Here is a 13,136-nt window from a genome sequence, read left to right on the forward strand (position 1 = left end):
TCGCCGAACATGTTCTCCATCACCATGACGTCGAAATCCCAGGGCCGCTTGACCAGCATCGCCGAACAGGCGTCGACATAGAGGCGGTCGGCCTTCACTTGCGGATGGCGTTTGGCCGCCTCATCGAACATCTCGCGAAAGAAGGCGAAGGCCTTGAACACGTTGGCCTTGTCGACGCAGGTCAGGCCGCCCGGCCGGCCGCGCGCCTTGCGCCGTTCGGCAAGCCGGAAGGAAAACTCGAACAGGCGTTCCGAAGTCTTTCTTGTGATCACCAGTGTCTCGCGCGCGTCCTCATCGGTGACAACGCCCTTGCCCATCGAGGCGAAAAGGCCTTCGGTGGACTCGCGGATCACGACCAGGTCGATGCCGCGCTGGTCGGCGCCGACGATCGGGCTCGGCACGCCGGGGATCAGCCGCGCCGGACGCACGCCGGCATAAAGGTCGAAATGGAAGCGCAGTTCCACCTGCGGCATAATCTCGGTGTTGTCGGGATAGCGCACCGACGGCAGCCCGCAGGCGCCGAGCAGGATCGCATCGGCCTCCTCGCACAGCCGCACGGTCGACTCCGGCATCGACTTGCCGGTCTCGCGATAATGGTTGGCCCCGGCCGGCGCCTCGGTGAAGCGGAACTTCAGGTCGGTGGTCGCCTCAACCTTGCGCAGCACTTCAAGCGCCGGCGCCATCACCTCGGGGCCGATCCCGTCGCCGGCAAGGACTGCGATGTGGAGCGAGTTGTTGGCGGACATGGGCGTATTTCCTTGTTTCTTAGGACTCGTCATGCCCGGGCTTGTCCCGGGCATCCACGTCTTGACGGCCTATCAGCAAGAAAGACGTGGATGGCCGGGTCAAGCCCGGCCATGACGAAAATGCTAGACCTACGGCGTCAGCACCGCGCGGCCGACCAGCCGGCCCTTCTGCAAATCGACCAGTGCCTCGTTGGCCTTGTTAAGTGGCATCGGCGTCACCGGGATCGGCGTGATCTTCTTGGCGCGCACCAGATCGAGCAGTTCCTGCGTTTCGCGCAAGTTTCCGACATAGCTGCCCTGGATGGTGATCGCCTTGATCGGGATCAGCGGCAGCGCCCAGGTCGCGCCGCCGCCGAACAGGCCGACGATCACGAGCTTGCCGCCCTTGGTCAGGCAGTCGAAGCCGAGCTGCGTGGTCTTGGGATTGCCGACGAGATCGATCACCGCCCGGATCGGCCCGCCGGCCTTTTGCGCGAGCTGCTCCAGCGCGTCCGGCGCGGCGCCGTCGACGGTCGCGAGCGCGCCTGCTTTTTCGGCGGCCTCGCGCTTCCTGGCATCGATGTCGACGACGATGGCGCCCTTGCCGCCCATCGCGTTGAGCAGCGACAGCGCCATCAGGCCGAGGCCGCCGGCCCCAAAGATCACGATCGGCGTGTTGAAATCGGCTTCCACCTTCTTCAGCGCGCTGTAGGTGGTGACACCGGAGCAGGCGTAGGGTGCGGCGGTGACCGGATCGAGGCCTTTCAGGTTGAGCAGGTATTTCGGATGCGGCACCGTCATGTGGTCGGCATAGCCGCCGTCGCAATAGACGCCGAGCGCATTCGGTTTCACGATGCACATGTTCTCGTCGCCGCCAAGGCAGGTCGCGCATTTGCCGCAGCCGAGCCAGGGATAGACCAGCACAACGTCGCCGACCTTGAGGCCACCCTTGTCGGCGTCCTTGACGTCGGGCCCGAATGCCACCACCTCGCCCGCGCTCTCATGGCCCATGGTGCGCGGCAGCGACACGCCACGATCCTTCAGGGACAGCGGCTTGCGGCCGTGGCCGAGTTCGTAGCCGCCTTCCCAGATGTGCAGGTCGCTGTGGCAGACGCCGGCCGCCTTCACCTTGAGCAAGACCTGTGTCCCTTGTGGCCGCGGCGTCGGCTCGTCTACTTCCTGCAGAGGCGCGTTGAAATCGGTGACCTTGAAACTCTTCATCGCTTCGCTCCCGATCGTTTTTGCTGTTGGGCGGATACTACCGTGCAATCCCGCGCCGTTGTTAGAGGGTTAGCCGGCTCCGATCAATGGATGATGGCAGGCGGCGAATTGTTGCGGCCCGACCTCGCGCAATTCCGGCATTTCTTCGCTGCAACGCTGGTCCGCGCGGGGGCAGCGGGTGCGGAAACGGCAGCCCGAGGGCGGCGCCATCGGCGACGGCGGCTCGCCGACCGCGACACTTTCGGCCGGCCGCACGTCCGGATCGGGCACCGGGATCGCCTCGATCAGGAGCGCGGTATAGGGATGCGCAGGATGCGCAAACAGCTGCTCGGAAGGTCCGACCTCGCACAGCCTTCCCAAATACATCACGGCGACGCGATCGCTCACCGCCTTTACCACGGCGAGATCGTGGGCGATGAACAACAGCGTCAGGCCGAAGCGCGCCTTCATGTCCTCCAGCAGGTTGAGGATTTGCGCGCGGATCGATACGTCGAGCGCGGAGACCGGTTCGTCGCAGACGATGAATTCCGGATTGAGCACCAGCGCGCGCGCAATGCAGATGCGCTGGCATTGTCCGCCGGAGAATTCATGCGGCAGCCGCCCGGCCACCAGCTGGGGATCGAGACCGACCGCGCTCAGCACCTCATGGACAAGCTGCTCGCGCCGCTTCTGGTCCTTGACGCCGGCGATCACCAGCGGCTCGGCGATGATGTCGCCGATCCGCCGCCGCGGATTGAGCGAGGCGATCGGGTCCTGGAAGATCAGCTGCACGCGCCGGCGCATTTTTCGCAAGGCCTCGCCCTGCATCGCCGTGAGGTCCTGGCCGTCGAACAGCACCCGCCCCGATTGAGGCCGCCGCAGCTGCAGCACCGCGCGGCCAAGCGTCGACTTGCCGCAACCGGACTCGCCGACCAGGCCGAGCGTCTCGCCCCGCTCGACTTCCAGGCTGACGCCGGACACCGCATGGATGGTCCGGCCGCCGACGGAATATTCGACGACGAGGTTTTGGACCTCAAGCAGCGGCGCGCGGCCTGCGGATCGTTCGGCGTCCATCATGCCTCGATGCCGGCAGCGAGCGAAATCGGATGGAAGCAGGCGAACTGGTGGTCCGGCGATTCCGCCGTGCCAAGCAGAGGTTTTTCGCGATGACAGAGCGAGGAGGCATAATGGCAGCGCGGCGAGAACGAGCAGCCCGGGATCGGCCGGGTCGGATCGGGCGGCCGCCCCGAGATCGCCGGCAAGGGCGTGTGCGGGGCGGCGTCGATTTTCGGGATCGCCGCCAGCAGCGCCTCCGTGTAGGGCATGTGCATGTTCTTGAACAGCCGAGGCGTCGGCGCCCGTTCGACGACGCGGCCGGCATACATCACCGCGACTTCGTCGGTGCGGCCGGCGACCACGCCGAGGTCGTGGGTGATCAGGATCATCGCCATGTGGCGGCGGCGCTGCTCGCGCGCCAACAGATCGAGAATTTGCGCCTGGATGGTGACGTCGAGCGCGGTGGTCGGCTCGTCGGCGATCAAGAGTTTCGGCTCGCACGACAGCGCAATCGCAATCGCCACCCGCTGCCGCATGCCGCCGGAGAGCTGGTGCGGATATTGCGCGAGCCGCTGCTCGGCTGCGGGAATGCCCACCGCGGCCAGCAATTCCGCGCTGCGGATTCGCGCTGCCTGACCGTCGAGTTCGAGGTGCTCCTGCAGCGTCTCGATCAATTGCGTGCCGATGGTCAGCACCGGATTGAGCGAGGTCATCGGGTCCTGGAACACCACCGCGAGCGATTTCCCGCGCAGCTTGCGAAGCCGTTCGGGATCGAGCCGCGCCAGATCCTGCCCGTCGAATATCACCCGGCCGGAGAGTTTCGCCTTCTTCGGCAGCAATTGCAGGATCGACCGCGACAGCATGGTCTTGCCGCAACCGGATTCGCCGACGATGCCGAGCGTGCGGCCGGCGCCGATGGTGAGGTCGACCCGATCCACCGCACGCAGATTGCCGCGCGGGGTCGGCAGGTCGACCGCGACGTCCTCCAGCGAAAGCAGGACCGGCTCGCTCACAGCGCGCCCTGGCGCGGATCGGTCAGCGCCCGCAGCGTGTCGCCGATCAGGTTGAAGGACAGCACGGTCAGGAACATCGCGATCGCGGGCATGAAGGCGAGCCGTGGCGCGATCTCCAGGCTCTCGCGCCCTTCCCCGATCATGCTGCCCCAGCTCGAAATCGGCGGCGGCACGCCGAGGCCGAGGAAGGACAGCGCGCCTTCGGCGACGATGGTGACGGCGACGCCGAGCAGGAAGAAGGCGAGCAGCGGCAGCAACACGTTGGGCAATAGCTCGCGCAGCAGGATGCGCGCATGCGTCGCCCCGAGCGCCTGGGCCGCGATCACGAATTCGCGCCGCGCCAGCGTCAGGGTCGCGGCGCGCGCCACCCGCATGAAGGCGGGAATGCCGAGCACGCCGAGAATGCAGGTGAGGTTCAACAATGATTGCCCGAGATAGGCGGTCACCGCCAGCGCCAGGATCAGGGGCGGAAAGGCGAGCAGCACGTCCATGCTGCCGACGACAAGGGATTCAAAGCGGCCGCGGAAATAGCCGGACAGCATGCCGAGCGCGCCGCCGATGGTGAGCCCGATGACCGGCCCGCAGAGCCCGACCGTCAGCGATACCCGCGCGCCGAAGATCAGCCGCGCCAGTTCGTCCCGCCCAAGGCCATCGGTGCCGAGCCAGTGCAGCACGGACGGCGCCGCGCGCCGCTCCAGCATGTCCATGTCGGTTGGGCTCGGCAGCGGCAACAGGCCGGCCGAAGCGGCGGCGGCCAGGATGAAAATCGTCCAGCCGACCGCCGCCCAGAACAGCGGCCCCAGCCGGCGCGTCCGCGTCACGGGGCCGCTGGCGACATCCTCATCGATCACGAGTTCAAGCGTGGCCATGACGGATCCTGGGATCGAGGACGGCATAGAGCATGTCGACGACGAAATTCATCAGCACGAAGCCGCCGGCCACGACCAGCACCACGCCCTGCAGGATGATGAGGTCGCGGGTGTAGATGGCGCCGACCAAGAGCCGGCCGATCCCCGGCAGCGCGAAGATGGTCTCGACGATGACAGCGCCTCCGATCAGGCGGCCGATATTGATGCCGGTGATCGTAATCAACGTCAGCGACGACGGTTTCAGGGCATGCACGAACAGGATGCGCGAGGCCTTCAGGCCCTTGGCCTTGGCCAGCGCGATGTAGTCCTCCTGCAGGGTCGCGATCATGTCGGAACGCAGCACCCGCATGATCCCCGGCCATTCCGCCAGCGCCAGCGTCAGCGCGGGAAGCACCATGAAACGCAGATTCGCCATCGGGTCCTCGCCGAACGGCACGTAGCCGGTCGCGGGCAGCCAGCGCAGTTCGACCGCGAACAGGTAGATCAGGAGGATCGCGGACAGAAAGGTCGGCACCGACAGCATGCCGAAGGCGCTGCCGGTCATGAAGCGGTCGAAGGCGCCGCCGCTTCTGACCGCGCAGGCGATGGCGACGGGAACGCCGATGGCGAGCCCCGCGATTTCGGCGAAGAACATCAGTTCGAACGATACCGGCAACCGCTCGCCGACCGCCTGCAGCACGGTCTGTCCGGTACGGAACGAGCGGCCGAAGTCGCCCTCAAGCACATGGCCGAGCCAGCTCAGGTATCGCCACCAGACCGGCTCGTCGAGCCCCATGTCATGGCGCAAGGCCGCGACTTTCTCCGGCGTCGCCTGATCGCCCAGGATCACGTAGGCGAGATCACCCGGCAGCAGCGAAGCGATCAGGAAGGTCAGCAGCGATACCGCGAGCAGAACCGGCAACAGATAGAGGAGCCTTCGCGCGATGAAGCTCAGCATCTGCGGCTATTCCACCCAGGCGTCGGACACGTCGATCACCCCGCCATACATCTTGGGCAGGCCCTTCAGCTTGGCGCTCGAGACGGCGTAATAGGTATTCTGGAAGCTCCAGAACCAGATCGCCTCCTTGTTGATGAGCCGGCTGATCGCGCAATAATCCTCGGTGCGGCTGGCGACGTCGGCGGTCGTGCGCGCATGCTCCAGCAGGTGATCGAGTTCGGGATTGGAATAATTGGCGAGTGCCACCGGGCTGCCGGTGTGGAAGTTGGCGTACATCTGCGGATCGGGATCGGCGAGATCGACGATGCGCCAGCCGATGATCTGGAACTGGCGCATGAAAGCGCGCGGGGGAAAGCTGGCCTGATCGATCTGCTCGATTTCCATCTGCGCACCGATCTTCTTCCAGAACTGCTGGAGCACTTGCCCGTTGGCCCGGCCGCGCGGCGTCGCGGTAACGATCATTTTGAATTCGACCGGCTTGCCATAATCCTTGATCAACGCCTTCGCCTTCTCGACGTCGTAAGGCAAGGCACCATCGTCCTTGCATTTCACCCAGGAACCGTCGCCATAAGGATTGGTCGCGGGCCTCGCAAGACCATTGGTGACGGCCTCCGACCATTTCTTGCGGTCAATCGCCATCACCAGCGCCTGCCGAACGCGCACGTCGTCAAGAGGCGCGTCCTTGGTATTGATGGCGTTAACCGCGGCGCCCGAACCGGCATAAGCATGCACGGTCAGCTTCGGGTCCTTCTGGGCCTTCTGGATGTTGTCCGCGTCGGCCTCGTCATCCCAGACGATGTCGGCCTCGCCCGATTGCAGGCTGGCGAAGCGCGACTGCGCATCCGGCAGCGGTTTCAGAACGATGCGGTCGAGATGGGGATGGCCCTTGTTCCAGTAGTCGGGATTGCGTTCGAGCACCATGCGGTCGCCCGCGGTCCACGATTTCAGGATGTAGGGTCCGGTCCCGACGGGATTGCGGTTGTAGTCGTCGCCCTTGGTCTTCCACGCCGTCGGCGACTGGATCACATTGTTGGAGCTCTGCAGCGTCAGGATCGCCGGCAGGTTCACCGACGGATCGTTCAGATTGTAGACCACCGTCAGTTCGTCCGGCGCCTGCACATCGTGGGTTCCGGAAATGTAGAAGGCGCAGCGGCATTTGTTGGCCGGGTCCTTCTGCCGGTCGAAATTTTCCTTCACCGCTTCGGCGTTGAACGGCGTGCCGTCGTGGAATTTGACGCCGGGCCGCAATTTGAAGGTCCAGGTCTTGAAATCGTCCGAATGGGTCCAGGACAGCGCGAGCTTCGGCGCCGCCTCGCCCTTGTCGTCGAGCGTGGTGAGCGTATCGAAAATCGCGGCGGCCGCGGTTTCCGCCGAGGTATCGAAGACGCCTACCTTCAGCGGATCGAAACCGGGAATGTCGAGTTCGAGGCCGACGGTGATGCTGCCGCCCTGTTTTTGCGCGCTGGCGGCGCCGATCGACAAGGCAACACCAAATACCGTGGTGAGGAAAATTCGCGCAATGGCGCGCACGCGCAATACCGCCTTCATGGGTGCTCTCTCCAGGGTGCCTGCCGTCCGCTCGTTCCGGATCGTTGTTGTGTGCATCCGAGATTGGCTGGAATCGCAGGCCCCGGCAAGGCCGCAAGTGGATCGCGGATGAAAAGCGGCAGACCTCATGCTTTCGTTGAATATGCGCGGCCTTCAGCCCAGCTCAGCCAGCAGCGGCTTGCCGGAGAAAGCCGCGATTTCATGCTGGGAAAGCCCGGCCTCCTTCAAGAGCGCTACCGTGTGCTCGCCGAGCGTCGAGATCCGCTTTCCCGCGGAGACGGTGGCTTCCGACATGCGGAACGGCAGGTTCAACACCTTGAACGTGCCGCCGCCATCCTCCACCTCCGTCAATGCGCCGCGATGGACAAGCTGCGGATCGCGCAGGGCTTCGGCAACCGTGCGATAGGCCGAACAGGGGACGCCGGCGGCGTTCAATTCGGCGAGGCACGTTTCGGTCGTGAGCGTTTTCGACCAGCTCTCGACGCCGTCCATCAAGTCTCCCCAATGCTCGCGGCGGTCGGCATATTTCAGGAATCTGGGATCGGCGACCCACTCGGGATGGCCGATCGCCTTGATCAGCCCCAGGAAGGTTTTCTCGCTGGCGACCGCCAGCATGACATATCCGTCCGCGGTTGCGAGCGGGCCGAACATCGGCCGCTGGGTCTGCTTGACCGGAAATTGCGACCACTGCAATTCGTTCAAGGTCAGGCTCAGCATCGATTCCAGCATCGAGACGTCGATGTGCTGGCCTCGCTTTGTGTCGTGACGCCGGTACAGCGCCGCCGAAATCGCGCCGAACGCATAGACGCCGGTGAGAACGTCGGCGTGATAGATGCCGCAATAGTCCGGTCGCGATCGCCCGGGCTGGTAGGCGAGATGCGCCATATCGTAGCCGGAAGCGGCGTGGATTACCGGCGCGTAGGCCGCCAGTTCGGCCGACGGACCGGTCTGGCCGTAGCCGGAGATCGAGCAATAGATCAGCTTCGGATTGAGCTCGCGCAGCGAGCCATAGTCGAGCTTGAGCCGCCGCATCACACCGGGACGAAAATTCTCGACCAGAATATCGGCGGTCGCGACCAGCCGGCGAATGATTTCGATCGCGTCAGCGGATTTCAGGTCGAGCACGAGGCTCTTCTTGCCGACATTGAGCTGGCCGAAGGTGGTTGAGCAGCCGCTGCGGACGGGGGGACGGGTACGCATCGTCTCCCCTTCGGCCGTCTCGACCTTGATCACCTCCGCGCCCATGTCCGCCAGCATGCGCGCGCAATGCGGGCCGGCGATCGTGGTCGAAAAATCGATGACCCGAAGGCCATGGAAGCACTTCGTCTTATGGCCCTCATCCTTGTCTTCCATCGTCATCCCAGACTCCCTTCGGCCCCGTCTCCGGGGCGGCGACATGACCCTAGATTGCGCGGCTCGGCCGGGGAAGCGATTCCCTCGCAACGGATCTTGGCGATCGCTGGCTGGCGCCCTATTTGACCCGTAAGATTTGGAACCATTCTTGCATGATTGGCGTAAGCAAGGGTGGGAAGAGGGGTTTATTTGAGAGTTTTGTTCGTCACGACCGAGATGGACGACTTCGTCCGGGTGGGCGGCCTTGCGGCCGTCTCGGCGGCCCTCCCCCGGGCCCTTCGGCTCTGGAGCGACGTCAGGGTGCTGCTGCCGGGCTATCGCGACGTCATCGAACAACTCACGCATATTCAAATCGTTGGCCGGTGTCCGCCGCTGGCGCAAATGCCGGCCTGCTCGCTTGGACTGGCGTCAACCCGGGATGGCTTGCCTGTATACGTCGTATTATGCCCGCAGCTTTACGACCGGCCCGGCAACCCCTATGGCGATGCCTCGGGCCGCGACTGGCCGGACAATGATGTACGTTTTGGACGGCTCGCCTCGGTCGCTGCCCAGCTCGCGGCAGGCGGTCTGGACAAGAATTGGGCAGCCGATCTGGTTCACGCCAATGACTGGCAGGCCGCGCTGGTGCCGGCGTATCTGGCCTGGAACGCGGTCAACATCCCGAGCATCCTGACCATCCACAACCTCGCCTATCAGGGCTTATTCCCCCGGGATTCCCTGCGCCGGATCGGAGCGCCCGAGGATTCCTTCCACATCGACGGGCTCGAATTCTACGACAAGCTGTCCTTCCTCAAGGGCGGCCTGATCTACGCCTCGCACCTGACCACCGTCAGCGAGACCTATGCCAGGGAGATCACCACGCCCGAGCTCGGCTGCGGGCTCGAGGGCCTGCTGCGTCGCCGCTCCGACGCCGAGCAATTGACGGGAATCCTCAACGGCATCGACGAAACCTGGGATCCGCGGGTCTGCGCGCAACTAGCCCAGCCGTTCGGCGCGGGCGACTGGGAGGGCAAGCAGGCCAATTCGGATTACGTCCGCCAGCAATTCGGCCTGGCGCTGTCGCGCGGCCCGATCTTCGGTCTCGTCGCCCGGCTGGTTCACCAGAAGGGCGTCGATCTCGTGCTGTCGGCGGCCGACGAGATCATCGAGACCGGCGGGCAGATCATCGTCACCGGCTCGGGCGAGCCCGAGATCGAGCAGGCGCTGGTCGATGCGCATCGCCGCAGGCCCGATGCGATCGGGGTCGCGATCGGTTTCAACGACGGCCAGGCGCGGCGGATTTTTGCCGGCAGCGATTTCACGCTGATGCCGTCGCGCTTCGAGCCCTGCGGCCTGAGCCAGATGTACGCCCAGAAATTCGGATCGCTGCCGATCGGCCACCAGACCGGGGGATTGGCGGAAACCATCACCGACGGCGAGACCGGATTTTTGTTCGACCGTCCCTCGACCGAATCCTTTCTCGGCGGCGTCCGTCGCGCCTTCGCCGCCTTCAAGACCAAGGATCGCCTCGACTCCATGCGCCGCAGCGCGATGGCACGGTCGTTCAGCTGGGACGTTTCGGCCGCGCTGTACGGCGCGCTGTACCGGAAGGCGTTGTCGTCCTAGGCGAAATGGCCCGATCGCGCCGTCCGATCAGGGCACGCCGCGGCGCGTCTCCGGCATCACAAGCCAGATCATGGCAAGGCCAACCGCGGCGACGGCTGCAAGTCCGGTGAAGGCGACGCTGCTGCCGAACCTGTCGCTGACGGTGCCGGCCAGCACCGTGCTGAGAGAGGCGCCGATGCCGGTGGCCGTACCGACAATTCCCTGCGCCAGATTGAAGTGACCGCTTCCGAACGCCACGTCGGCCACGATCAAGGGTATCATGACACTGAAGACGGCCGCGGTGACGCCGTCGAATACCTGGACACCCACCAGCAAATAGGGATCGCTCACGGTTGCAAACAGCACGCCGCGGATAGCGAGCGCGCCAAAGCCCAGCAGCAGCAGCGGCCGCCGGCCCCATTGCTGGGCCTTGCGTCCGACCGAAGGAGAGGTCAGCGCAACGATGGCCTGCGGCACGATGATGCAGGCGGCGATCAGCACCGGCGCCCACTGGCTAGAACGGGTCGTGACCACGCCCGCCATCAGCGGAAGCATCGCCGCGTTGGCGAGCTGCAGCAGCAGCACGGCGGCAGCAAAAATCAGCAAGGGAGGCTGCCGCACGAGGCTGAGGACGCTCGTCGCATTGGCATCGGGCACCTCGCGCGGCACGGCGCCGTGCGCCTGCGCCACGTCGATTTCACTTTCGCGGATACGCGCCAGCGCCAGCAGGGTCGGAACCGCCAGGATGAAGGTGACGAGGAACACCGAACGGCTCGACAACAGGTAGCCCGCCGTCCCCATCACGGCTGCCGCGACGCCGTTGCCGAGCGAAGCGTAGCGGGCGTTGCGCCCCAGCCGTTCACCCATCGCAAGCGGCCCGACCAGACCAAGACTGATCGCGGCGATGGCCGGGCCAAGCACGCAACTGGCGGCCGCGTGCAGCGTCGCAGCCGCCACGACCACGGGAAAGATCGGCCAGGCCGCGTAGGCAAGTGCGCTAATACCGATCGCCGCCACCGCAAAGCCCGCCACCAGGCGCTCGGAGCGCGCCGCATCGACAATCGCGCCGCCGGGCATCTGCCCGATCAGCCCCACGATCCCGCCGATCGACAGCACAAGACCGATCTGGCCCTGCGTCCATTTCTGGGTGGTCAGGTAGACCGCGATGAAGGGGCCAAATCCGGTCTGCACGTCGGCGAGGAAAAAGATGAACCAGTCGAGACCGCGCAGGCTCTCGGGCGAGGCCCGTTCGTGCAATCCGTCTTCCCGGGGCGGTCGCGGATCGCCATCGGCGCCGCCCGCCCGGCGGACATGAACAGAGTCGGTCGAGGGTCTGGGCGGGCGCACCAACAGCTTGCTTCTCCTGAAGTCAGGGATTGAATGGCTGCAGGATGCCGGAGGCGCCGAGCACCACGATCGGCTGATCTTCCTTGTATTCGGGCGCCGCCCTCACCTGATCCTTGGTCAATTCGAGCGTGATGCTGTCACTCTTGTCGTTGACGCCGCCGAAGCGCAGCGCATTCCAGTCGACCACGATCTTGCGGCTGCCGACGCCGAGAAAGCCGCCGAAATCGATCACCGCCGCGCGCACCTTGCCGCTGCGGTCGACGATCACGTCGACGATGTGTCCCATGTCTTCATCGGCCGGACTGCGCACATCGCGGCCAAGCACGCCGTGCGCGTCCCTTGCACCGATGATGGTGACGGAAGGCGGCGGCGCCGGTTCTTTTGGCGCCGGCGGGGTGGTCGTCGATGGCGGCTGAGCCGGCGGCGTGACATTATCCTGCGCCCACGATGTTGCAGTCGCGATCGCTGGCAGCGCGGACGCCACGATGATCGACAAAAGTCTTGCGCGCATGCGGCCTCCCCGGTTAAGCGCCGTCCTCAATTCGCCAGCACGATCGACACCTGGATCCGGCCGCGCGTGCGCAAGACCTCCAGCGCCACCTCGTCGCCATGTCGGCTCACGCGAAGATCGACGCTTGAGGATCCCAATCGCAGTTCACGCAGCACCACTTCGTTGAGAAACGCCGGCAGGCGCGGATTGCGCAGCCGGATTTCACCGCGCGCTGCATCAAATTCGAGTCCGAGCGCCGCCTCGAGCAGCGTGAACGGCGTCGCGCTCGCCCAGGCCTGCGGCGCGCAGGCAACGGGATACAGGGTGGGCCCGCGCTGCTTCTCGCGACGGAATCCGCAAAATAACTCCGGAAGCCGCCGCAGATCCATATAGGTGGCGGCGTCGAACAGCGCCTTGAACAACTGCGCGACCGAATGCTTGAGGCCGTAGCGGGCAAGCCCGAGCGCGATCAGCGCGTTGTCGTGCGGCCAGATCGAGCCGTTGTGGTACGACATCGGATTAAAGCGCGCCTCGTCCTTGGCGACGGTGCGGATGCCCCAGCCGGTGAAGAAGCGCGGTTGCAGCATTTGCTGCGCGACGCGCCGGGCACGATCGGGCGCCGCAATCCCGGTGAACAGAACCTGGCCGGCATTCGAGGTGCGGACCGCGCAGGGCCGTTTCGCGCCGTCGAGCGCCAGCGCGTAGCTGTCGATTTCAGGACACCAGAACGCTGCTTCGAAGTGCTCGGCGAGACGCGTCGCTTCGGAATGAAGCTTTTGTGCCAGACTCTCCCGTCCGAGCCTGCGCGCGCAGCGCGCCGCCATGCGTTTGGCGGCATAGACGTAGCCCTGTACTTCGACGAGCGCGATGCCGCCCTCCGCAAGGCGTCCATCGGCGTGGAAGATCGCGTCCTGGGAATCCTTCCAGCCCTGATTGGCGAGGCCTTGTTCGTTGGCGCGCAGATATTCGACGAAGCCGTCGCCGTCGGGATCGCCCGGGCCGTCGATCCACGAC

At 65.3% G+C, this 13,136-nt stretch carries 12 protein-coding genes; 1 reads left to right on the plus strand and 11 read right to left on the minus strand.

Annotated features, from left to right (window positions below):
- From VK804_RS15885 to VK804_RS15920, 8 genes are all read right to left on the minus strand, one after another.
- Positions 1–746: isocitrate/isopropylmalate family dehydrogenase (locus VK804_RS15885; RefSeq protein WP_325371866.1), on the minus strand; the 746-nt coding region annotated here is incomplete at its 3' end.
- A 129-nt stretch (positions 747–875) separates the two neighbouring features.
- Positions 876–1,946 (minus strand): alcohol dehydrogenase, encoded by a 1,071-nt coding sequence (locus VK804_RS15890; RefSeq protein WP_325371868.1) that lies wholly within the window; start codon positions 1,944–1,946, stop codon positions 876–878.
- A 69-nt stretch (positions 1,947–2,015) separates the two neighbouring features.
- Positions 2,016–3,002: an oligopeptide/dipeptide ABC transporter ATP-binding protein gene (locus tag VK804_RS15895; protein ID WP_325371870.1), complete on the minus strand. Its 987-nt coding sequence runs from the start codon at positions 3,000–3,002 to the stop codon at positions 2,016–2,018.
- Positions 2,999–3,994: an ABC transporter ATP-binding protein gene (locus VK804_RS15900; protein ID WP_325371872.1), complete on the minus strand. Its 996-nt coding sequence runs from the start codon at positions 3,992–3,994 to the stop codon at positions 2,999–3,001. Before VK804_RS15900 ends, VK804_RS15895 begins: the two co-directional genes overlap by 4 nt.
- Positions 3,991–4,863 carry an ABC transporter permease gene (locus tag VK804_RS15905; protein WP_325371874.1) on the minus strand — a complete coding sequence of 291 codons (873 nt, stop codon included), beginning with the start codon at positions 4,861–4,863 and terminating at the stop codon, positions 3,991–3,993. Before VK804_RS15905 ends, VK804_RS15900 begins: the two co-directional genes overlap by 4 nt.
- Entirely contained in the window at positions 4,850–5,800 is a 951-nt protein-coding gene (locus VK804_RS15910; protein ID WP_325371876.1) for an ABC transporter permease, read from the minus strand. Before VK804_RS15910 ends, VK804_RS15905 begins: the two co-directional genes overlap by 14 nt.
- Positions 5,801–5,806: 6 nt before the next feature.
- Complete coding sequence (locus VK804_RS15915) at positions 5,807–7,348, minus strand: ABC transporter substrate-binding protein (RefSeq protein ID WP_325371878.1); 1,542 nt, start codon at positions 7,346–7,348, stop codon at positions 5,807–5,809.
- 153 nt (positions 7,349–7,501) lie between these two features.
- Positions 7,502–8,707, minus strand: coding sequence for a CoA transferase (locus VK804_RS15920; protein WP_325371880.1), 1,206 nt, complete (start codon positions 8,705–8,707; stop codon positions 7,502–7,504).
- A 183-nt stretch (positions 8,708–8,890) separates the two neighbouring features.
- Here VK804_RS15920 and glgA point away from each other — a divergent pair, with 183 nt between their 5' ends.
- Positions 8,891–10,306: a glycogen synthase GlgA gene (gene glgA / locus VK804_RS15925; protein WP_325371882.1), complete on the plus strand. Its 1,416-nt coding sequence runs from the start codon at positions 8,891–8,893 to the stop codon at positions 10,304–10,306.
- A 27-nt stretch (positions 10,307–10,333) separates the two neighbouring features.
- Here the strand turns inward: glgA and VK804_RS15930 are convergent, their stop codons facing one another.
- From VK804_RS15930 to VK804_RS15940, 3 genes are all read right to left on the minus strand, one after another.
- Positions 10,334–11,542, minus strand: coding sequence for an MFS transporter (locus tag VK804_RS15930; RefSeq protein WP_325371884.1), 1,209 nt, complete (start codon positions 11,540–11,542; stop codon positions 10,334–10,336).
- 112 nt (positions 11,543–11,654) lie between these two features.
- Complete coding sequence (locus VK804_RS15935; protein WP_325371885.1) at positions 11,655–12,143, minus strand: PRC-barrel domain-containing protein; 489 nt, start codon at positions 12,141–12,143, stop codon at positions 11,655–11,657.
- 26 nt (positions 12,144–12,169) lie between these two features.
- Positions 12,170–13,136, minus strand: a 967-nt coding sequence (locus tag VK804_RS15940) for an amylo-alpha-1,6-glucosidase (RefSeq protein ID WP_325371887.1), incomplete at its 5' end; no start/stop codon positions are given.

The sequence above is a fragment of the Bradyrhizobium sp. genome (genome assembly GCF_035484855.1).
Taxonomy (GTDB): Bacteria; Pseudomonadota; Alphaproteobacteria; order Rhizobiales; family Xanthobacteraceae; genus Bradyrhizobium.